The sequence below is a fragment of the Actibacterium ureilyticum genome (assembly GCF_002285435.1).
Classification (GTDB): domain Bacteria; phylum Pseudomonadota; class Alphaproteobacteria; order Rhodobacterales; family Rhodobacteraceae; genus Actibacterium_C; species Actibacterium_C ureilyticum.
Genome location: NZ_NSBT01000026.1, coordinates 483845 through 503760, shown reverse-complemented (window position 1 = coordinate 503760; position 19916 = coordinate 483845). Strand labels below are relative to the sequence as shown.

General features: G+C 65.8%; 23 protein-coding genes. 13 read left to right on the top strand and 10 right to left on the bottom strand.

The features are described 5' to 3' along the window. The first annotated feature begins 5 nt into the window (after positions 1-5). Both CLM60_RS11125 and CLM60_RS11120 read left to right on the top strand, forming a co-directional pair. Positions 6-1196: a BaiN/RdsA family NAD(P)/FAD-dependent oxidoreductase gene (locus tag CLM60_RS11125; RefSeq protein WP_095589204.1), complete on the top strand. Its 1191-nt coding sequence runs from the start codon at positions 6-8 to the stop codon at positions 1194-1196. Positions 1197-1227: 31 nt separating this feature from the next. Continuing rightward, positions 1228-1959, top strand: coding sequence for a hypothetical protein (locus CLM60_RS11120; protein ID WP_095589203.1), 732 nt, complete (start codon positions 1228-1230; stop codon positions 1957-1959). On the opposite strand, the gene CLM60_RS11115 is transcribed toward CLM60_RS11120, so the two are convergent. Then, positions 1937-2827, bottom strand: a complete 891-nt coding sequence (locus CLM60_RS11115) for a LysR family transcriptional regulator (protein ID WP_095589202.1) — start codon at positions 2825-2827, stop codon at positions 1937-1939. The genes CLM60_RS11120 and CLM60_RS11115 overlap by 23 nt on opposite strands. Positions 2828-2935: 108 nt before the next feature. Between CLM60_RS11115 and CLM60_RS11110 the strand changes: the two genes are divergently transcribed. From CLM60_RS11110 to CLM60_RS11095, 5 genes are all read left to right on the top strand, one after another. Next, positions 2936-3562, top strand: a complete 627-nt coding sequence (locus CLM60_RS11110) for an FMN-dependent NADH-azoreductase (RefSeq protein WP_095589201.1) — start codon at positions 2936-2938, stop codon at positions 3560-3562. A gap of 45 nt (positions 3563-3607) precedes the next feature. After that, positions 3608-3943, top strand: coding sequence for a carboxymuconolactone decarboxylase family protein (locus CLM60_RS21070; RefSeq protein WP_217983284.1), 336 nt, complete (start codon positions 3608-3610; stop codon positions 3941-3943). Between the two features lie 30 nt (positions 3944-3973). Continuing rightward, entirely contained in the window at positions 3974-4177 is a 204-nt protein-coding gene (locus CLM60_RS21065) for a hypothetical protein (protein ID WP_217983283.1), read from the top strand. A gap of 29 nt (positions 4178-4206) precedes the next feature. Next, entirely contained in the window at positions 4207-4869 is a 663-nt protein-coding gene (locus tag CLM60_RS11100) for a YceI family protein (RefSeq protein WP_095589200.1), read from the top strand. A gap of 252 nt (positions 4870-5121) precedes the next feature. After that, positions 5122-5889: an SDR family oxidoreductase gene (locus CLM60_RS11095; RefSeq protein ID WP_095589360.1), complete on the top strand. Its 768-nt coding sequence runs from the start codon at positions 5122-5124 to the stop codon at positions 5887-5889. Between the two features lie 36 nt (positions 5890-5925). On the opposite strand, the gene CLM60_RS11090 is transcribed toward CLM60_RS11095, so the two are convergent. Continuing rightward, positions 5926-6216: a hypothetical protein gene (locus CLM60_RS11090; RefSeq protein ID WP_095589199.1), complete on the bottom strand. Its 291-nt coding sequence runs from the start codon at positions 6214-6216 to the stop codon at positions 5926-5928. A 170-nt stretch (positions 6217-6386) separates the two neighbouring features. Between CLM60_RS11090 and xth the strand changes: the two genes are divergently transcribed. Continuing rightward, complete coding sequence (xth, locus tag CLM60_RS11085; protein WP_095589198.1) at positions 6387-7166, top strand: exodeoxyribonuclease III; 780 nt, start codon at positions 6387-6389, stop codon at positions 7164-7166. Here xth and CLM60_RS11080 read toward each other — a convergent pair. The 6 genes from CLM60_RS11080 to CLM60_RS11055 all read right to left on the bottom strand — a co-directional run bounded on the left by CLM60_RS11080 (position 7163) and on the right by CLM60_RS11055 (position 13743). Beyond that, on the bottom strand, positions 7163-8440 hold the full coding sequence (locus CLM60_RS11080) for an amidohydrolase family protein (RefSeq protein ID WP_095589197.1): 1278 nt from the start codon (positions 8438-8440) through the stop codon (positions 7163-7165). The genes xth and CLM60_RS11080 overlap by 4 nt on opposite strands. Before the next feature lie 8 nt (positions 8441-8448). Further along, positions 8449-9390, bottom strand: coding sequence for an ABC transporter permease (locus CLM60_RS11075; protein ID WP_095589359.1), 942 nt, complete (start codon positions 9388-9390; stop codon positions 8449-8451). Then, entirely contained in the window at positions 9390-10460 is a 1071-nt protein-coding gene (locus tag CLM60_RS11070; RefSeq protein WP_425427227.1) for an ABC transporter permease, read from the bottom strand. The genes CLM60_RS11075 and CLM60_RS11070 overlap by 1 nt, the downstream gene beginning before the upstream one ends. Next, on the bottom strand, positions 10460-11977 hold the full coding sequence (locus CLM60_RS11065) for an ABC transporter ATP-binding protein (protein WP_095589195.1): 1518 nt from the start codon (positions 11975-11977) through the stop codon (positions 10460-10462). Before CLM60_RS11065 ends, CLM60_RS11070 begins: the two co-directional genes overlap by 1 nt. Positions 11978-12019: 42 nt before the next feature. After that, entirely contained in the window at positions 12020-13006 is a 987-nt protein-coding gene (locus CLM60_RS11060) for a BMP family protein (RefSeq protein WP_245848368.1), read from the bottom strand. A 158-nt stretch (positions 13007-13164) separates the two neighbouring features. Next, positions 13165-13743 (bottom strand): hypothetical protein, encoded by a 579-nt coding sequence (locus tag CLM60_RS11055; protein ID WP_245848367.1) that lies wholly within the window; start codon positions 13741-13743, stop codon positions 13165-13167. 133 nt (positions 13744-13876) lie between these two features. On the opposite strand from CLM60_RS11055, the gene mazG reads away from it, so the two are divergent. Beyond that, complete coding sequence (gene mazG / locus CLM60_RS11050; protein WP_095589193.1) at positions 13877-14692, top strand: nucleoside triphosphate pyrophosphohydrolase; 816 nt, start codon at positions 13877-13879, stop codon at positions 14690-14692. A gap of 77 nt (positions 14693-14769) precedes the next feature. Next, positions 14770-15780 (top strand): Fe(3+) ABC transporter substrate-binding protein, encoded by a 1011-nt coding sequence (locus tag CLM60_RS11045; protein WP_095589192.1) that lies wholly within the window; start codon positions 14770-14772, stop codon positions 15778-15780. A gap of 69 nt (positions 15781-15849) precedes the next feature. Here the strand turns inward: CLM60_RS11045 and CLM60_RS11040 are convergent, their stop codons facing one another. Further along, on the bottom strand, positions 15850-16887 hold the full coding sequence (locus CLM60_RS11040) for a heme-binding protein (protein WP_095589191.1): 1038 nt from the start codon (positions 16885-16887) through the stop codon (positions 15850-15852). Positions 16888-17037: 150 nt separating this feature from the next. After that, positions 17038-17901: a hypothetical protein gene (locus CLM60_RS11035; RefSeq protein ID WP_141246496.1), complete on the bottom strand. Its 864-nt coding sequence runs from the start codon at positions 17899-17901 to the stop codon at positions 17038-17040. Positions 17902-17979: 78 nt separating this feature from the next. On the opposite strand from CLM60_RS11035, the gene CLM60_RS11030 reads away from it, so the two are divergent. Genes CLM60_RS11030 through CLM60_RS11020 form a run of 3 tightly spaced genes read left to right on the top strand, consistent with a single transcriptional unit; the run spans position 17980 to position 19873 of the window. Beyond that, positions 17980-18924, top strand: coding sequence for a nucleoside hydrolase (locus CLM60_RS11030; RefSeq protein ID WP_095589189.1), 945 nt, complete (start codon positions 17980-17982; stop codon positions 18922-18924). Beyond that, positions 18921-19433, top strand: a complete 513-nt coding sequence (locus CLM60_RS11025) for a GrpB family protein (RefSeq protein WP_095589188.1) — start codon at positions 18921-18923, stop codon at positions 19431-19433. Before CLM60_RS11030 ends, CLM60_RS11025 begins: the two co-directional genes overlap by 4 nt. Further along, a complete protein-coding gene (locus CLM60_RS11020; protein WP_095589187.1) occupies positions 19430-19873 on the top strand; it encodes a GNAT family N-acetyltransferase in 444 nt (147 codons plus the stop codon). Before CLM60_RS11025 ends, CLM60_RS11020 begins: the two co-directional genes overlap by 4 nt. Positions 19874-19916: the final 43 nt, after the last annotated feature.

The window sequence follows — 19916 nt, the reverse complement described above, 5'->3', positions numbered from 1 at the left end:
GCAAGATGCAGGATTACGACACGATCATCCTTGGCGCCGGGGCCGCTGGCCTGATGTGTGCCGCCCATACCGGCGGGCGCACGTTGCTGGTCGACCACGCCGAGACCCCGGGCGAGAAGATCCGGATTTCCGGCGGCGGGCGGTGCAATTTCACCAACCTGCACGCGGGGCCGGGCAATTTCCTGTCGGCCAACCCGCATTTCGCCAAATCGGCGCTGGCGCGCTATACGCAATGGGATTTCATCGACCTTGTCAGCCGCCATGGCATCGCCTGGCACGAGAAGACGCTGGGCCAGCTGTTTTGCGACCACTCGGCCAAGGACATCATCGCGATGCTGCTGGCCGAGCTGCGCGCGGCGGGGGCCGAGCTGCGCTGCGGGACCGAGGTCGGCGCGATCAGCCACGATGGGACCGGATTCCGCGTGACGCTGACCCCCGGCGGGATGGTGCGCGCCCGCAACCTGGTCGTCGCGACGGGCGGCAAATCCATCCCCAAGATGGGCGCGACGGGGCTGGGCTATGACATCGCGCGGCAGTTCGGGCACGCCATCACCGACACGCGGCCCGCGCTGGTGCCGCTGACCTTTGGCGACCGGTTCAAGGCGCTTTCCGGTGTCGCCCTGCCCGCCCGCGTCAACGCAGGCGGCGCCAGTTTCGACGAGGCGGTGCTGTTCACCCATCGCGGGCTGTCGGGTCCGGCGATCCTGCAGATCTCCAGCTTCTGGCGCGAGGGGGACGCGATCACCCTGAACCTGCTGCCCGAGGCTGACGCGTTCGACACGCTGCGCGGGCTCCGGGCCGAGGCCGGGGCGCGCAATATCTCGACCATGCTGGCCACCTGTCTGCCCGGCAAACTGGCGACCTATCTGTGCGAGCTGCATGGCTGGCGCGGCAATATGGCCGATCTGTCCGACGCCGCCTTGCGCCCCATGGCCGACGCGCTGCAGGCCTGGGAATTGCGCCCCACCGGATCGGAAGGGTACCGCACGGCCGAGGTCACGCTGGGCGGGGTCGATACCGATGGGCTGAACGCCCGAACGATGGAAAGCAAACACCAACCGGGGCTTTATTTCGTGGGCGAGGTCGTGGACGTGACCGGCTGGCTGGGCGGCTATAACTTCCAATGGGCGTGGTCGTCGGGCTGGGCCGCGGGCACCGCCATCGCACAGGCTGGCGAAGCGCCCGACCCGCGCTAGAACCAAGGGCTGAGACTGGCCGAGGGGCGCGATGACACGAGTGCTGATATTGGGCAGCGGCCCCGACGTGACCGCCTGCCGTGCCTGGCCGCGCGCGCCGTTCGATGCGATCGTCGCCATCAACAACGCCTGGCAGGTGCGCCCCGATTGGGACCATGCGATCTTCCCCGAGGATTTCCCCGACACCCGCAAGCCGCCCCCCTGCCCGCGTCCTCGGGTTCAGGCGGCAGAGTTCGTCCCAGCCCAGAACGCGTTCGGCGGGGTGATCTATACCGGCGGGACGATGGCCTTTACCGCCGGCTACTGGGCGCTGCACGCGCTGCGCCCGCGCCTGATCGCCTATTTCGGCTGCGACATGACCTATGCGCCCAGCGGACAGACGCATTTCTATGGCACCGGCACGCCCGACCCGCTGCGCGACGATCCGACCCTGCAATCGCTCGAAGGCAAATCGGCCCGGCTGATGATCCACGCCGCGCGGCAGGGCTGTGCGGTCGTGAACCTGTCAGACGGCCCCAGCCGCCTGATCTGCCCGCGCGCACGGCCCGACACCCTGCCCGACCGCCCCGCGCCGCATGACGCCGACCTGGCCGCACTGGCCGACGCGCGCGAGGCGGCGTTGGGCTACATGGTCGCCTCGGGCCGGTATTGGGAGGCCCCCGGCGCCTGCGACCCCGCCGAACTGCGCAAAGTGGATGCGCTGTGGCTGGCGGCTGTTGGACCTTTGAAGAGGGCCGCGTTCACCGCCGAAGATGATCGATAAAGACCCGCAGCCGCATCGGGACATAGGCCCGTGACAGATAGACGACCCAGGCGGCGCTGTCGAACGGGCCCGCGCTGACCTGCCAGTCGGGAAACAGATCGATCAGCGCTCCGGATGCGATATCCTCGACGATGGTCCAATCCGCCATCAGCGCCACCCCCATTCCGGCCAGCGCCGCGCGGCGGATCGCCAGCGCGTTCGAAATCGTCAGCGCCGTGCGCGGCAGCGCCTGCACGGTCTCTGCACCCTGGGCACGGCGAAAATGCCAAGGGCTGCGAAAGACGGGCAGACGAAACAACAGCCCGTCGTGCCGCGCCAGATCCGCGGGGGTTTCCGGGCGCCCCGCCCGCGCAAGATACGCGGGCGCGGCCACCACGCGATAGGGGGTGTCGAACAGCTTTGCCGTCACCATCGCGCCGGTCTGAGGCCGCGGCCCAAGCCGCAGGGCAAGATCGATGCCATCGCCCGCCAGATCGACCACGGCATCCGACAGGATCAGGTCCAGATCGATGCCCGGATAGGCGGCGCGAAAGCTGGCCACGCGCGGTATCAGCCACCGCTCGCCAAAGGCCACCGATGCCGTCACCCGCAGCAGCCCCGAGGGCGCGGACATTGCATCGCGGGCCGCGTCGGCGGCCTCGTCCATTGCCTCCAGCGCGGAGGCCACGCGGTCCAGATACAGACGCCCCGCATCGGTCAGGTCAAGCCGCCGGGTCGTCCGTTCGAAGATCACGATGCCCAGCGCGTCTTCCAATGCCGCGACCTGGCGCGAGATCGACGAGGGGTCCACCCCGACCTGACGGGCGGCGGCGGCAAAGGACCCCGCCCGCGCAACCAGAAGCGCCGTTCTGAGAAGCTGATCGTCCATTGCCACCCCATTCGTGCAAGATGTGCACGACAGATTGGCCTGCAGCCCGCTTTTTCGCAAGTCGCACATGAACGAAAACGGGCCGACCGCAACCAAGGAACGCCCGACATGACACATATTCTTCGCATCGACAGCTCTGCCCGCCCGGTATCCGGCGGCTCCTGCAGCCGCGCATTGGCCGACCGGATCGTCGCGCATTTGCAGGACCGGCAGCCCAACGCGCGCATCATCACCCGCGATCTGGCCGCCGCGCCCCTGCCGCATATCGTCAATGAGACCATCCAGGGGTTCTATACCCCGCCCGAACAGCTGACCCCCGACCTTGACGCGGCGCTGGCACTGTCCGACGCGCTGATCGCCGAGCTCAAATCCGCGGATGCGGTGGTGATCTCTGCGCCGATCTACAACTTTTCTATTCCTTCCGCGCTGAAGGCCTGGGTCGATCATGTCATGCGGATCAACCACACCTTCGCCTTCGAAGACGGTCAGTTCCGTGGGCTGGTCGCAGACCGGCCCGTCTATGTCGCCCATGCCTATGGCGCGGGGGGCTATGCGCCCGGCGGGCCGCTGGAAAGCTATGACTTCATGCGTCCCTATCTGACGTTGCTGCTGAACTTCATGGGGATGACATCGGTCGAGACCTTCGCGGTCGAGGCCACAACCGCCGACCCCGCCACGGCCCAGGCCGGCATGGCCGAGGCACTGGCCACCATCGACGCGCATTTCGCGGGCTGAGGCGCCGCCGGCATCCGTTCACCCCCCCATAAAACCGGGATCACCATGACCAACTTCACCTATCACACCAGGGACACCGCCCCGGCGGAAAGCGCCCCCCTGATCGACGCATCGATAAAGGCTTACGGGTTTCACCCCAAACTGCACCAGATCATGGCCGCCGCCCCCGCGACATACCGGGCCTATCTGGAGACTTTCCGCATCTTCGCCGAAGAGACCACGCTGTCGCCGCTGGAACAGCACGTGGTCATGCAGACGGCGAATTACGAAAACCGCTGCCATTACTGCACCGCCGGGCATTCGATGCTGATGCAGATGATCGGGGCCGATGAGGCCATCATCGACGCGCTGCGCGACGGCACGCCCATCGCGGACCGCTAGCTTCAGGCGCTGCGGGTCTTTGCCCGGCAGTTGATCGAAAATCGCGGGCATGTGGGCGATGCCGCCCTGCAGCGCTTTCTGGATGCCGGATACGACCGGCGCCAGGCGCTTGAGGTGCTGACCGGCCTGGCCACCAAGCTGCTCAGCAACTTCACCAACGCGCTGGCCCATACCGATCTGGATGCGCCCGTCGAACCCTTTGCCTGGATCCATCCCGACGACCGCGCCGTCTGAGGCGCCCCACCCTTTGAAAGGACATCACCATGCTACGCAGCACCATCCTGACGACCGCAATCCTTGCCGGAAACCTTGCCCATGCCGAGCCCGTGGAATGGACGCTCGATCTGGGCCATGCCCATATCGGCTGGGAAATCGACCACATGAACATGGCCAACACCGTGGGTCGGTTCAACGCGTTCGACGGCACCTTCATGATCGACGAGGACGATCCGGCGAACTCCAAGATCACGTTCACAATCAACGCAGCATCGGTCGACAGCAACCATGTAGGCCGCGACAACCACATCCGAAACGCGGATTATCTGAATGTCGACGCCTATCCGGAAATCAGCTTCACCTCGACCGCGGTGCAGATGCTGACCCCGACGACGGGCAAGCTGATTGGCGATCTTGATCTGCACGGCGTCACCGCCCCCGTAACCCTGGATTTCGAGATGGTGAACCGTCGCAACTACCCCGAGTTCATCCCCAATTATGATCAGATCGAAGTTGTGGGCTTTCACGTGACCGGCGAGGTATTGCGCCTGGATCACGGCATGGATTTCATCGCCTTTCTCGGCTCACCCACCGGTTTCGCCGTGACGCTGGATGCCCGGTTCGATCTGGTGCAATGCGATGGGGTGCCCGACACCAACGTGCCCTGCCACTGGGGCCGTGTCGACGGCTTCAAGGGTCCGAACGAATAAACCCGCAGCCCGGATCCGAACACTGACCGCCCCCCTGCCAAGGCCCAGCCGGCGCAGACCGTGATACCAGACGAAAGCATGCTGGGCTTCGCTGTCGATATCGGCAGTACGGCGGGGGCCGACGACTTTTCGGACGAGGCCACGACGACCCGGCATCCGGGTCATAACATCGGTGCGGTGCGGGACGGGGTTCGGCTCCGCGCCCATATCGTCGCCCTTGCCCAGAATTGCCCCCCCACAGGAACAAAGAATATGACCCAAGACATCGACCTGAACGGCAAGACCGCCCTGATCACCGGCGCCAGCCGCGGCATCGGCGCCGCCACGGCGCGGCACCTGGCCAGCCTTGGCGCAAATGTCGTGCTGGCCGCCCGCAGCGGGGATGCCGTGCGGCGCCTTGCCACCGAAATCGGCCCGCGCGCCATCGGGCTGTCCTGCGACGTGTCCGACTGGGCGCAGGCGTCCGCTACCGTCGCCCGGGCACAGGACGCGTTCGGGCGCATCGACATCTTGTTGAACAACGCGGGCCTGATCGACCCGATTGCCCGGATCGCCGAGGCCGACCCGCTGGCCTGGGGCAAGGTGGTCGACGTGAATGTCAAAGGCGCGTTTCACATGCTGCGCGCCGTCGTGCCCGGCATGGTGGCCCATGGCGGGGGGTTGGTCATCAACATCTCGTCGGGCGCCGCGACCTCTGCGCTGGAGGGCTGGTCACACTACTGCGCGACCAAGGCCGCGCTGCTGAGCCTGACACGCACCGCGCACAAGGAACTGAGCCCCAGCGGCGTGAACGTCATCGGTCTGAGCCCCGGCACCGTCGCGACCGACATGCAGCGCGCGATCCGGGCGTCAGGCATCAACCCCGTCAGCCAGCTGGACTGGGACACCCACATCCCCGCCGAATGGGTCGCCAAGGCCATCGCGTGGCTGACCACCGACGCCGCGCGCGCCCATGATGGCGGGGATTTTTCGCTGAAGGACGAAGCCGGACGCAAGGCGGTTGGCTTGCCTGTCGGTTGAAGCCGGCGGGCCGTGCGGCCCCGGTTTGTTCCGCGATCAGGCGGCGGCGGTGTCCTTCTCGGCCGCCTCTTCCGCCACCTCCTCGACACTCTCCTCCAGCTCAGGCACTTCCACCTCCGGCGCGGGCAGCGCCAGTGCTTCGTCCGGCAGTTGCTCGGGCAGGACCAGCTCGAACCCGCCGGTTTCGGGGTCGATCACGAATTTCGGTTTCTCGGGCAAAGCGACAATCGCCTCGTTCAGGTCGCCCACCAGCCGCGCGAACGCCTCGCGCTGGGTTTCGGGCTTTGCCTCGGCCGGTTTGCGGCCACCGAACAGGAATTTCAACATAAGGGTCCTCCACCATCTGCGCCGGTCCTTGTCACTGTGCACATCCGCAGGCGGACCGGTCAGGGAAAATCCATAGCCGATTTCCCCGCAAGTTTGGATGACAAGCCGCAGACCGGTTTGACCTGCCCGTGGGAATGACTAGGAATAGGGCGACAAACCGGAGACCCTGCATGAAAATCGCCACTTTCAACATCAACGGCATCAAGGCGCGGATCCAGGCGCTGTTGGACTGGCTGGACGAGGCGCAGCCCGATGTGGCGCTGTTGCAGGAGATCAAGTCGGTCGACGAAAACTTCCCCTGCGAGCCGTTCGAGGAGCGTGGCTATAACGTCGAAACCCATGGCCAGAAAAGCTTCAACGGGGTGGCGATCCTGTCCAAGCTGCCGTTGGAGGACGTGACGCGCGGCCTGCCCGGCGACGACAGCGACGAACAGGCCCGCTGGATCGAGGCGACGGTGGTGGGCAAGACCGCCGTGCGGCTTTGTGGCCTGTACCTGCCCAACGGGAACCCCTGCCCCGGCCCGAAATACGACTATAAGCTGGCCTGGATGGACCGGCTGCACGCCCGCGCGCAGGATCTGCTGGCGGCCGAGGAACCGGCGATCATGGCGGGCGATTACAACATCATCCCCCAGGATGAGGATGCCGCCCGCCCCGAGGCCTGGCGCGAGGATGCGCTGGCCCGTCCCGAAAGCCGCGCCGCGTTCCGCCGCATCCTGAACCTGGGCTTTACCGAGGCGTTTCGCGCCCGCACGCTGGGCCCCGATCACTACAGCTTCTGGGATTACCAGGCGGGCGCGTGGAACCGCAATGACGGCATCCGGATCGACCACCTGCTGCTGACCCCGCAGGCCGCCGATCTGCTGCGGGATTGCCAGATCGACAAGGACATTCGCGGCCGCGAAAAGCCGTCGGATCACGTGCCGGTCTGGGTCGAGCTGGACGCCTAGCGCAGCCGCGCCTCGTCCAGGGTCCAGATCGGGCCGTTGGTGTCCAGATCATAGGTCACGGGGTCCGAGCGGGAAATCACCCGGCCCGCGCGCACCACGGCGATGCGGTGGGCGCGCAGGCGGATCGCCTCGATCGGGTCAGCGGCCTGTAGCAGCACGAAATTGGCGGCACAGCCCTTGGTCAGGCCATAGCCCTCCAGCCCCATGATCCGCGCCGAATTCACGGTCACCGCATCGAAACACCACGCCATGTCGGACCGGCTGGCCAGCTGCCCCACATGCAGTCCCATGAAGGCCACATCCAGCATGTCGGCGCGGCCCAGCGAATACCACGGGTCCATCACACAGTCCGAGCCGAAGCCCACGGTGATGCCCGCATCGCGCAGCTCGCGCACGCGGGTCTGGCCGCGCCGCTTGGGGTAAGTGTCATGCCGGCCCTGCAACATGATGTTGATCAGCGGGTTGGGGATGGCGTGCACCCCGGCCTCGACCATCAGCGGGATCAGCTTCGAGACATAGTAATTGTCCATCGAATGCATCGAGGTCAGATGCGATCCGGCCACCCGCCCCTGCAGGCCCAGCCGCTGGGTCTCGAACGCCAGGGTTTCGATATGGCGGCTGAGCGGATCGTCGGTTTCGTCGCAATGCATGTCGACCATCAGCCCGCGCTCGGCGGCGATTTCGCATAACAGCCGCACCGACTCTGCGCCATCGGCCATGGTGCGTTCGAAATGCGGGATCCCCCCCACCACATCGACGCCCATATCCAGCGCGCGGATCGTGTTGGCCATCGCCTTGGGGTCGCGCAAGACGCCATCCTGCGGGAACGCCACCAGCTGCAGATCGAGGTAGTCCTTGACCCGCTCGCGCACCTCGAGCAGCGCCTGCACGCCCTTCAATTCATCGTCGCAAGTGTCCACATGGCTGCGGATCGCGCCGATCCCCTTGGCCACCGCCAGATCGCAATAGCGCATGGCGCGGGCGATGATGTCATCGACCGATTGCAGCGGCTTCAGCTCGCCCCAAAGCGCGATGCCTTCCAAGAGCGTGCCCGAGACATTCATCCGTGGCGTGCCCAGCGACAGGGTCGCATCCATGTGGAAATGCGGGTCGACAAACGGGGGCGAGACCAGGTTGCCGCGCGCGTCGATCACCTGACGCGCCTCGGCCCCGATCCCGGCCTCTATCGCCGCGATCCGCCCCTCGGCACAGGCGATGTCCACCCCCGTCTGGCCATTGGGAAGGGTCGCGTTCTTCACGATCAAGTCGAACATGGGGGCTCCTATCTCTGGCCCTTGAACCAGGGGGTCAGCAATGCGCGGGGATAGTCGGCCGATCGTGCTGTCAGCACAAGCGCGATGATCGACAGGATATAGGGCACCATCAGGAAAATCTGCCCCGGCACCAGCGCGCCCATTTCCGCCTGAAGCCGGACCTGCAACGCATCGAAGGCCCCGAAAAGCAACGCGCCCAGCAACGCCTTGCCGGGCCGCCAACTGGCAAAGATCACCAGCGCGATACAGACCCAGCCGCGCCCGTTCACCATGCCGAAGAAGAACGCGTCAAAGGCCGACATGGTCAGGAACGCGCCGCCCAACGCCATCAGCGCCGAACCGGCGACAATCGCGCCCATGCGCAGGCCATAGACCGACAGCCCCTGGGCATCGACGCTGTCGGGATTGTCGCCCACCGCCTGGATCGCCACGCCCAAGGCGGTGCGGTTCATCACGTACCAGACCAGCGCGACCATCAGAAGCGCCAGCCAGGTCAGCGCGGTTTGCTGAAACAGCACCGGGCCCAGGAACGGCAGGTCCGACAGGATCGGCACATCCAGCGGCTGGAACGGTTCGATCCGCGGCGGGGACGACACGTTGGGCAGCGCCGTGCGGTACGAGAAATAACTGACCGAGGTCGCAAACAGCGTGATCCCCAGCCCCGATACATGCTGCGACAGGCCAAGCGGCACGGTCAGGATCGCGTGCAACAGGCCAAAGAACGCCCCGGCCAGTGCCGCCACCAGCACCCCGCCCCACAGGCCCGCGCCCAGCCAGACCGCCATCCAGCCGCTCATCGCGCCGACGACAAAGATCCCCTCGATCCCCAGGTTCAGGACGCCTGCCCGTTCGCAGATCAGCGCGCCCAGCACGCCAAAGATCAGCGGCGTGGCGATGCGCAGGCTGGCGGCCCAGAAGCTTTCGCTGAGCAGGATGTTCAACAGATCCATCATCGCGCGGCCTTTCCCGCGCGCACCCAGACCAGCCGGTAACGGGCGATAAAGCCCCCCACCAGCACGCAAAGCAGCGACATCGACACCACCAGATCGGCCAGGAAGGACGACACGCCCATCGCGCGGCTCATGCTGTCGGCGCCCACGAAGACCGACGCGATGAAGAGCGCCGCGATGACCACGCCTGCGGGCGACAGCCCCGCCAGCATCGCCACGACAATGCCGGTATAGCCGAAACCGGGCGACAGATCGGCGGTCAGATAGCCCTTGAGCCCCGCAACCTCGCTGACACCGGCCAGCCCCGCCAGCCCGCCCGACAGGATCGCCACACCAAAGAGCGACCGGTTCACGCCGATCCCCGCATGGCGCGCGGCGGCGGCGTTTTCGCCCACCGCGCGCAGCCTGAACCCCCAGACCGAGCGCGCCAGCATGAATTGCGCCAGCACGGCCAGCACCAGCGCCACGATCAGCCCCGCATGCACCCGCATCCGGTCCATCAGCGGCGGCAGCATGCCCTGATCCAGCACCGGCGCCGATTGCGGCCAGCCCAGCCCCATCGGGTCCTGCAATGGCCCCTCCAACATCATTTGCAGGAAGATCAGGATGATGAAATTCAGCAGCAGGGTCGTCACGACCTCATCCGCGCCGAACCGCACCTTCAGGAAGGTCGGCACCACCATCCCCGCCGCCCCGGCCGCCGCGCCCAGCACGACGATCAGCGGCAACAGGAACAGCCCCGGAATGTCCAGCGCGCCCGATCCCACGGCCACAGCGGCCATCGCACCCAGATAAAGCTGCCCCTCGGCCCCGATGTTCCACAGCCTGGCGCGAAAGGCCAGCGCGGCGGCCAGCCCGGTGAAGATCAGCGGCGTGGCGCGGGTCAGCATTTCCGACACGGCAAAGACCGAGCCGAAGACGCCGCGCAGCATCTCGCCATAGGCGGCGATGGGGTTGGCCCCTGCCGCCAGCAGCGGGATCGCGGCAAGGGCCAGCGCGATCAGCGCCGACAGGACGGGGATGCCCAGTGTCATCGCGCGGGGCGTGGACGGGCGCGCCTCGATCCGGATCATGCGGGCTCTCCTGCCATCATCAGGCCGATCCTTTCGCGGTCATGGCTGTGGGTGTCGACAAGCTGGCCGTCGCGGATGACCAGAATGCGGTCAGCCAGGCTGAGCACCTCGTCCAGATCCTCGGATATCAGGACGACCCCCGCCCCCCGCGCGCGGGCCTGCAACAGGCGGCGGCCGACCTCGGCCGCGGCGCCCATATCCAGACCGCGCGTCGGCTGGTTGGCCAGGATCAGGCGCGGTGCATGTTCGAACACACGGGCCAGGATCAGCTTCTGGATATTGCCGCCCGACAGCAGCCGCGCCCGCGCATCGACGCCGGGGCCGCGCACGTCATAGGCGCGCGCCAGAGCCTCGGCATGGGCGCGGATCGCGCCGCGCCGCAACAGCCCGCGCGCCTGCACCGACGGATCGTCCAGCCGTTCGATCACCATGTTCTCGGCCACACTCATCGCGCCGACGATGCCTTCGTGATGGCGGTCCTCGGGGATGCGGCCCACGCCCGCGCGCACCATCGTCGCGGGACCCGGCCGCGCTATCTGTTCCTCGCCCACCCGGATCGTGCCGTTCTGCGGCACCGCCAGGCCCGAGATCACCCGCGCCAGCGCCGATTGGCCGTTGCCTGATATCCCCGCAATCCCCAGAATCTCATGCGCGTGCACGGTCATGGTCACATCGGTCAGCGTGTCGCGCGGCGACCGTCCCGGCACCGTGACGCCCTGCAACTGCAGAACCGGCGCACCCGGTGCCATCGCCTCGCGCGCGACCTTCGGCGTGTCGGCGCCCACCATCATCCGGGCAATCGCCCCCTCGTCCGCGTCGGCGGTCGCCATTTCACCCACCTTGCGGCCATGGCGCAGCACGGCGATCCGGTCGGAAAAGGCCAGCACCTCGCGCAGCTTGTGGCTGATGAAAATCACCGACAGCCCGTCACGCGTCATCGCCTTGATGTTGTCAAACAGCGTGTCGGCCTCTTGCGGGGTCAGCACGGCGGTGGGTTCGTCCAGCACCAGGATACGGGCATCGCGGTAAAGCGCCTTCAGGATCTCGACCCGCTGGCATTCGCCCACCGACAGCCGCCCCACGGGCACGTTCAGCGGCGCGCTCAGGCCGCTGCGGGCGATGATGCCCTCGATCTTTTGCCGCGCGGATTTGCGGTCGCGCCGGAGAGCGCGCAAGGGTTCGGAGCCCAGCGTGATATTGTCCAGCGCATTCAGGTTCTCGGCCAGGGTGAAATGCTGGTGCACCATGCCGATGCCCGCCGCCAGCGCGGCCTGAGGATGCCCCAGCGGCAGCGGCGCCAATACCCCGTCCGGCCCCGCGACCTGAACCGTGCCCGCATCGGGCAGGTAATGGCCGAACAGCATGTTCATCAGCGTGGTCTTGCCCGCGCCGTTTTCGCCCAAAAGCGCCAGAACCTCGCCCCGGTGCAGGGCAAGGCTGACATCGTCGTTGGCCAGAACCGTTCCAAAACGCTTGGACAGCCCGTTCAGCCGAAGAACCGTGTGATCTGTCATGGAATGTCAGGGGGTCGGCACACCCGCGCCGGCCCCGATGGGTCAATTGTCGGAAACCGGGCGGTCGTCGTTCACGTTGACGCGGAACAGCCCGTCCATGATCTCGGCCTCTTTCGCCTTCACCGCCTCGACGGTCTCCGGCGCGACCAGGCTTTCATCCATCACCAGCGACCCGCCGCCATAGGCCATGAAGCTGTACTGGCCGTAATCGGCGGCCTCGAACGTGCCCGCCGCGACGTTGGAAATCGCCTTGTCGACCGTCGCCTCCATGTGCCACAGGGCCGAGGCCATGATCGTGCCGGGATAGGCGCCCGCCGTGTCGATCACGTTGCCGATGGCTTTCACGCCCCGTTCAACAGCGGCATCCGACACGCCGAAGCGTTCAGCATACATCACGTCCGCGCCCGCATCCATCATGGCAAAGGCGCTTTCCTTGGCCTTGGGCGGGTCATACCAGCTGTCGATGAAGTTCACGATGAAGGTGACATCGGGGTTCACCTCGCGCGCGCCATCCATGAAGGCGTGCATCAGGCGGTTCACCTCGGGGATGGCATAGCCGCCGACCATGCCGATCACGTTCGATTCCGTCGCCGCCCCGGCCACCATGCCGGTCAGATAGGACGGCTCGTGTATCCAGTTGTCGAAGACCGAGAAATTCGGCGCAACCGGGCCAAAGGACGAGCCCATCAGAAACGCCGTGTCGGGGTAATCCTTGGCGACCTTGCGCGCGGCGCGTTCCAGGCCGAACACCTCGCCCATGATCAACTGAACGCCCTGTTCGGCATATTCGCGCATCACGCGTTCATAATCGGTGTTGGCGACGTTTTCCGAAAAGACATAGTCGATATCGCCCCGCTCGGCGGCGGTGTTCAGCGCCTTGTGGATGCGGCTGATCCATTGCTGCTCGACCGGCAGCGTATAGATCGCGGCGACCTTGACCTTTTCGGCCAGCGCGGCCCCGGCGGACATCAGCGATGCGCCCGCGACAATTGCGGCAAGCACAGCCCGCCTTGTGGTGGTTTTGATCATTTCCCTCTCCTGCTTTTTGGGCATTTGAACATCTTTTTTGCCCAAACAGTCAAATTCCTTGACCCGCCCGCCGCCAATAACGGCATCAGGCGCCCAAAATTTCAGCAGATAGCGCGAAGCCCTTGGCGAATTGTGAACCGCCCGCCCGGGGCACGGGATCAGGGCGCCAGCCCCTTGCGGGCCATCTGGGCGCGGCGGTCGGCAAAGACCTCTTGCCGGTGAACCCAGGTGTAGCTGTCATCCTGCAGCGTGGGGGTCCAGTGCAGCTGCCCGCCCTCGCGCCACGGGTCCAGAACGATGCCGTCGGTGAACGCATCGCCCCGCGCGCTGACGATCACGGTGCTGTGGTCGATGCGGAACGGGTTGTCGGCATTGGCAATCGCCCGGTGCAGGCTCAGGGTCTGGAACCCCTCCTGCGCCAGGCGGGCCTGCATGTCCTCGGCCCAGTGCCAGCACAGCCCGCGCGGGCGCAGGCCCTGATTGACCTTCATGTTGTGGATCAGCGGCGGATCGGTGATTTCATATTCGGCCGCCAGAACCTTGGTATGGGTAAAGGCGATCTCGGCCGCGCGGGTCGCCTCGACCGGGTCCACGCCCGCGCCCATGCCGGTGATCGCCGTGGCCAACGCATCGATATCGGCTCGCGTGACCGGCACGTCGCGCCCCGGCGCCCCGCACCCCGCCACGAACAGCACACCCAGCACCGCCAAGACGGCCGCAAATCTTTTCACCAGCATTCCGAACCTTCGCCGCATTTCCCGTCCCGCAGAAGCTAGCCCTGGCACGGCGCGATGTCGAGGGGGCGCGCGGGCTGGACTTTGCCGCCCCCGCCCGGCAGGGTCCGGGGCATCACAGACCCGGAGCCGCCCCATGACCGACGACGCCCTGATCCACGACCCCAATGGCGGCATGCCCCGGCTGCTGGAAATCATGCGCCGCCTGCGCGATCCAGAAACCGGCTGCCCGTGGGACATCGAACAGGATTTCGCCACCATCGCCCCCTATACGATCGAGGAAGCCTATGAGGTCGCCGACGCCATCGAGCGGCAGGCCTGGGACGAGCTGAAGGGCGAATTGGGCGATCTGCTGTTCCAATCGGTGTTTCACGCCCAGATGGCAGCCGAAAAGGGGCTGTTCACCTTCGATCAAGTGGCCGACACGATGTCGGACAAGATGGTCGCGCGGCACCCGCATGTGTTCGGCGACGAAAGCCGCGACAAATCCCCCGAACAGCAGACCCGCGACTGGGAACAGATCAAGGCCGCCGAACGCGCGGCCAAGGCCCGCCACGGGGTGCTGGACGACGTGGCCATCGGCCTGCCGGCGCTGATGCGCGCGGTCAAGCTGCAGAAACGCGCGGCCCGGGTGGGGTTCGACTGGCCCGATACCGAAAATGTGATCGACAAGATCGTGGAAGAGGCCGACGAGCTGCGCGCCGCCACCGACCCCGCCCACCGGTTCGAGGAATTCGGCGACCTTCTGTTCGTGATGGCGAACCTGGCGCGGCACCTGGATATCGACCCCGAGGAAGCCCTGCGCGCCGCAAATGCCAAGTTCACCCGCCGTTTCGGCGCGATCGAGGACACGCTGCGCGCCCGTGGCAAGACACCCGAACAGTCGGATCTGGCGGAAATGGACGCGATCTGGGACGCGGTGAAGGCGCGGGAAAAACAGTCGGCAAATTAGCTGATAAAATAATTCAGGTATTGACCCGACTAATTCGGTCGGGTTTAAGCGGGCGCGAACAGAAACGGAGGATATTCATGCTGTTTTCCCGCACCCTTCTGGCGGCAACCGCGCTGACCGCAGTGACCGCCACGGCCAAGGCCGACGAGGTCAACCTGTATTCCTATCGCCAGCCCGAACTGATCCAGCCGCTGCTGGACGCCTTTACCGAGGAAACCGGCATCAAGACCAATGTCGCCTTCCTGAACAAGGGCATGGTCGAACGGCTTCTGGCCGAGGGCGACCGCTCGCCCGCCGATGTGATCCTGACCGTCGACATCTCGCGCCTGGCCGGTGCGGTCGAGGCTGGCGTGACCCAGCCGCTGGAAAGCGACGTGCTGACCGCCAATATCCCGGCCGAATTCCGCGACCCCGACAACCAGTGGTTCGGCGTGACCACCCGCGCGCGCATCGTCTATGCCAGCAAGGACCGCGTCAGCCCCGAAGACGTGACCACATACGAGGACCTGGCCGACCCGAAATGGAAGGGCCGGATCTGCACCCGTTCGGGCACCCATGCCTATACGCTGGCGCTGGTGTCGGCGATGATCGAACATCACGGGGCCGAGGCGACCAAGACCTGGCTCGAAGGGGTCAAGGCCAACCTGGCGCGCAAACCCCAGGGCAATGACCGCGCACAGGTCAAGGCGATCTGGGCCGGTGAATGCGATATCAGCCTGGGCAACACCTATTACATGGGCAAGATGCTGGAAGACGAAGAGCAGCAGGAATGGGCGAATTCCGTCAACGTGCTGTTCCCCGTCTTCGAAGGCGCCGGCACCCATGTGAACGTGTCGGGCGTGGCGCTGACCAAATCCGCGCCGAACCGCGACAATGCCGTCAAGCTGATCGAATTCCTGGCCTCGCCCAAGGCACAGGAAATCTATGCCGAGGCGAATTACGAATACCCCGTCGGCCCGGAAACCCAGCCGTCGGAAATCGTCGCGGGCTGGGGCAGCTTTGACGCCGATGGTGTCAACATGATGGATCTGGCCGCCCACCGCGCCGAAGCGCTGAAACTGGTCGAAGAAGTCGACTTCGACGGCTGAAGCCAAAAGTTCGGGGCGCCCTAACCTGCTGAAAAAGGGCGCCCCGCCCCACCCCTTACTGAATGCCCGCTACACGGCGGGCATTTCCGCCTTCTCCTTGGTCGGCGGTTCGGCTTTCTCCATCGCGTTGATACTGACATGCGGCCAGCGGATCAGCCCCGCCGCCCCGTCGAAACGCGGGAAGAAATCCAGCATGATCACCTGCAGATACATCAGCACCAGCTTGGGATCGCCACTGGCGTCGACCTCGTCCAGCTCGCAGATCCAGAAGGTCGACTTCATCGTCGCCGCGTTCGCCTGGCGCACGATGAAAGGGATGTTCACGATGCCCGCGTGATCCAGCGTCGTGTCCATCTCCAGCTTGGTGGTGCGCACGATGTTGCCCGGCATGCCCGCGCTCAGCAGCGCCTGCGGCGCGACCGGGTCGAACAGCCCCAGGAACGGGTTGTCGCGGTAATGCTTGTAGGGCGCCAGATAGGGGTTGTTGTCCACATCCATCGACACCCCGATCGGCAACCCGTTGACCGGCGGGATCGTGGGCGCACCGTCGCTGATGTCGCTGCGCCCCAGCGCCAGCACGGAATCGCCATGCGGGATCGTGCCCAGCCGCGCGATGTCGATGCCATCGGTCAGCGGCTCGGACATGTTCAGAAACAGCCCCGGTTCGTGGTGAATGGCCAGCCCCGCATCGCCCGCCAGCCCGCTTTCCGGCAGCGGCTGACCCGCCGGCACCGGGGTCGCCACGCGATCTTCGGCCGCGGTCTGCTTGATCATCTGCTCGTAATCCAGCGTCACGACGAGCTGATCGGTATTGACCGTATCGCCGCCCGGCTGCCGCGCGATCCCGCGGTTCGGCACGCCCTTGTCCACCAACGAGAATTTCAGCTCCTCGTTATAGCGGTTCACCAGCAGGCGATAGTTGAAGGGCGCGTCGCCGGTGGCAAAGGGCAAGGCGATCATGTTCCAGCCCCGCCCGTCAAAGGCGCCGGTATTCTTCCAGGTTCCGGGCAAAAGCTTCAGCGGACCCAGGTCTTCGTCGCCCGGCTGGGCCAGTTCGACATAGCGTCCGGCATCCCGCCATTGCTGACGGCGTTCTTCGCTTACCATGGTAATCTCCTTGCTTGAAAAATGGCTAGGTCATCGAAAATAGAGGTCGTCAAAAAACGCATGGCGCGGCAAAAAAAGTCGCCGCGATGCAGGGCGCATGATATCACATCCGCGACCGGGAACGGATTCCCCATTGGTGGTAGCGCTGTCTCAGCCCAGCATCCGGACGAAGGGCATCGCCGCGATCCGCGTCAAGTCCTGTTCGTAACGCGTTGTGAATGCGCGGATTTCCGCATCCGAAAATCCCGGGCTGAAATCCGCCTGTTCCAGCGGCAGCCGCCCCGACCGTGCCCGTTTCGCGTTCTGCACCGCGGTCAGCTCGGCAATCGGCCGGCTGGCATTCACCCGGCCCGTGGGCGCGATCCACCCCTGCGCCGGCAGCAAGGGCATCAGCGCGGTCAACAGCTTGGGCGCGGCGGGCAGCGCCTCGTGCCGGGCGATCACGATCTCTGGCGCGCCGGTGCCCGCGTGAATATCGGCCACCACATCGGCCCAGCCCCGCGTCATCGCCACCATGGCCGGGCGCAATTCCGCAAAGGGCGCCATATGCGCAAACTCCAACCGCTTGCGATAGGACGAGATATAGAATTCGTCATAGCGCCGCAGCACATACAGCACCCGCCGCACCGGCTTACCGACCTTGCGGCACAGATACGCCATCCGCTCGCGCGCCGTGGGAAACAGCGTGTCGGTGTGGTGGGATTGCATGTTGCCGGGGAAGTTTTCCTCTGACAGCAATAGGTTACGCGACGCTTCGAACCCATGTCGCCGGTTCTGGCGGTTGAAGCTGTTGTCGAACCTCTCCAGCGCGCCCGCGTCGAACGCCGCCCGTTCGGGCAGCTTCAGCCGCAGCGCGCCGTCCCGCGCCCCATCCCGCCCGGGATAGACCGCCTTGACCCCGTGATCATGCAACCGCCCGGCATTCAGGCCCAAAAAGCTCTGGAAATAGCTTGTCCCTGATCTGTGCACCCCAAGGTGCAGATAAAGCCCCTCGGCCTGGTCTGATCCAATCACCGCGCATGTCCCTGAATCCCGGTTGTCACCCGCCAAGGAAGCATCTACCGTCCGATTTCGCAAGCAGGGGGCAATGCCATGAGCGGGCCGCGCAAGATCATCATCGACACCGATCCCGGCCAGGACGACGCGGTTGCGATCCTGCTGGCGCTGGCCAGCCCGGACGAGGTCGAGGTGCTGGGCATCACCGCCGTCGCGGGCAACGTTCCCCTGCCCCTGACCCAAAAAAATGCACGCATTGTCTGCGAGTTGGCGGGCAAAGCTGATGTATCCGTCCATGCCGGATGCGCCGCCCCGTTGAAGCGCAAGCTGGTCACCGCCGAACATGTGCATGGCAAGACGGGGCTGGACGGCCCCGTGCTGCCCGACCCGGTGATGCCGTTGCAGGACGAACATGGGGTCGATTTCATCATCCGCACCCTGCGCGATCACCCGCCCGGCACCGTGACCCTGTGCCCGCTGGGGCCGCTGACGAATATCGCCACCGCGTTCCAAACCGCGCCCGACATCGTGGGCCGGGTGCAGGAAATCGTGCTGATGGGCGGCGCCTATTTCGAGGTCGGCAATATCACCCCCACCGCCGAATTCAACATTTATGTCGATCCGGAAGCCGCTGATATCGTGTTTAAATCCGGCGTCCCTATGGTGGTCATGCCGTTGGATGTGACGCACAAGGCGCTCGTCACCAAACCGCGCAACGACGCCTTTCGCGCCATCCCCGGCGCCGTGGGCCATGCGGTGGCCGAGATGACGGATTTCTTCGAGCGTTTCGACCGCGAGAAATACGGCAGCGACGGCGCGCCGCTGCACGACCCCTGCGTCACCGCCTGGCTGATCCAGCCGGACCTGTTCGCGGGCCGTCATATCAACGTGGAAATCGAAACCACCGGCGCCCTGACCACCGGCATGACCGTGGCCGACTGGTGGGGCGTCACAGACCGCGCGCCCAACGCCACCTTCATGCGCGAGATCGACGCCGACGGCTTCTTTGCCCTGCTGACCGACCGGCTGGCCCGGCTATGAGCGTACTCGCCCCACATGATCCGGACTGGGCACGCCAAGCGCGGGCCGAGGCCGACCGCTGGCACGCCCAGCTTGGCTCTGCACTGATCGCCGTGCATCACATCGGGTCCACCTCAATCCCCGGGATCGCAGCCAAGCCGATATTGGATCTTCTGCCGCTCTTCCTTGATCTGGACACCATGGAACGGGCCAAACCCGCCATCGTCGCGCTGGGGTATGAATGGCTTGGCGCCTATGGCCTGCCCGGGCGGCGCTATTGCCGCAGGGATGACCCGGAAACCGGGCGCAGGCTGGTGCAGGCCCATGCCTATGTCACCGACGACCCCGAGGCCACGCGGCACCTTGCCTTTCGCGACTATCTGCGCGCCGATCCTGTGCGCGCAGCCGCCTATGAAGCCGAAAAGCGCCGCTGCGCCCAAGCCCACCCCGAAGATATCGGCGCCTATGGCGCCTGCAAGTCGCCATGGATCAAGACGGCAGAGGCACATGCCTTGAAGGAATACACATGAGCATGCTGCATCTGGCCGCGCCCGACGACCTGCCGCGCATTGCGCCGATGGTGGCGGCCTTTCACGCCGAACAGGGCCTGACCACGACCGAGGCCGACCGCATGGCCGCGCTGGAGCTGCTGTTTTCGGGCGAGGTGCAGGCCGCCGCCTGGATGATCGGCCCGCGCCGGGCGCCGGTGGGCTATATCGTGATCGCCTTCGGGTTTTCCATCGAACTGGGCGGGCGCGAGGCCTTTGTCGACGAGTTCTTCCTGCGCGGCGCCGTGCGTGGCCGGGGCATGGGCACGCAGGTTCTGCAAGCCCTGCTGCCGATGCTGCGCGAGATGGGCGTGCGGGCGGTGCATTTGGAAACCAAGGGCAATGGCGAGCGGGTCGCGCTGTACAAACGGGCGGGCTTTGCGCTGCGCGACGGCTATTGCCTGATGACGCGGGTTTTGTGACCGGGCTGGCGATAGCTCCTGTGGCGGTCTATGTTTCAGAGAA

Bases quoted from the DNA above. Each gene is read 5' to 3' on its own strand.
- CLM60_RS11125 (WP_095589204.1), top strand. From the start codon at position 6: ATGCAGGATTACGACACGATCATCCTTGGCGCCGGGGCCGCTGGCCTG.
- CLM60_RS11120 (WP_095589203.1), top strand. From the start codon at position 1,228: ATGACACGAGTGCTGATATTGGGCAGCGGCCCCGACGTGACCGCCTGC.
- CLM60_RS11115 (WP_095589202.1), bottom strand. From the start codon at position 2,827: ATGGACGATCAGCTTCTCAGAACGGCGCTTCTGGTTGCGCGGGCGGGG.
- CLM60_RS11110 (WP_095589201.1), top strand. From the start codon at position 2,936: ATGACACATATTCTTCGCATCGACAGCTCTGCCCGCCCGGTATCCGGC.
- CLM60_RS21070 (WP_217983284.1), top strand. From the start codon at position 3,608: ATGACCAACTTCACCTATCACACCAGGGACACCGCCCCGGCGGAAAGC.
- CLM60_RS11100 (WP_095589200.1), top strand. From the start codon at position 4,207: ATGCTACGCAGCACCATCCTGACGACCGCAATCCTTGCCGGAAACCTT.
- CLM60_RS11095 (WP_095589360.1), top strand. From the start codon at position 5,122: ATGACCCAAGACATCGACCTGAACGGCAAGACCGCCCTGATCACCGGC.
- CLM60_RS11090 (WP_095589199.1), bottom strand. From the start codon at position 6,216: ATGTTGAAATTCCTGTTCGGTGGCCGCAAACCGGCCGAGGCAAAGCCC.
- xth (WP_095589198.1), top strand. From the start codon at position 6,387: ATGAAAATCGCCACTTTCAACATCAACGGCATCAAGGCGCGGATCCAG.
- CLM60_RS11080 (WP_095589197.1), bottom strand. From the start codon at position 8,440: ATGTTCGACTTGATCGTGAAGAACGCGACCCTTCCCAATGGCCAGACG.
- CLM60_RS11075 (WP_095589359.1), bottom strand. From the start codon at position 9,390: ATGGATCTGTTGAACATCCTGCTCAGCGAAAGCTTCTGGGCCGCCAGC.
- CLM60_RS11065 (WP_095589195.1), bottom strand. From the start codon at position 11,977: ATGACAGATCACACGGTTCTTCGGCTGAACGGGCTGTCCAAGCGTTTT.
- CLM60_RS11060 (WP_245848368.1), bottom strand. From the start codon at position 13,006: ATGATCAAAACCACCACAAGGCGGGCTGTGCTTGCCGCAATTGTCGCG.
- CLM60_RS11055 (WP_245848367.1), bottom strand. From the start codon at position 13,743: ATGCTGGTGAAAAGATTTGCGGCCGTCTTGGCGGTGCTGGGTGTGCTG.
- mazG (WP_095589193.1), top strand. From the start codon at position 13,877: ATGACCGACGACGCCCTGATCCACGACCCCAATGGCGGCATGCCCCGG.
- CLM60_RS11045 (WP_095589192.1), top strand. From the start codon at position 14,770: ATGCTGTTTTCCCGCACCCTTCTGGCGGCAACCGCGCTGACCGCAGTG.
- CLM60_RS11040 (WP_095589191.1), bottom strand. From the start codon at position 16,887: ATGGTAAGCGAAGAACGCCGTCAGCAATGGCGGGATGCCGGACGCTAT.
- CLM60_RS11030 (WP_095589189.1), top strand. From the start codon at position 17,980: ATGAGCGGGCCGCGCAAGATCATCATCGACACCGATCCCGGCCAGGAC.
- CLM60_RS11025 (WP_095589188.1), top strand. From the start codon at position 18,921: ATGAGCGTACTCGCCCCACATGATCCGGACTGGGCACGCCAAGCGCGG.
- CLM60_RS11020 (WP_095589187.1), top strand. From the start codon at position 19,430: ATGAGCATGCTGCATCTGGCCGCGCCCGACGACCTGCCGCGCATTGCG.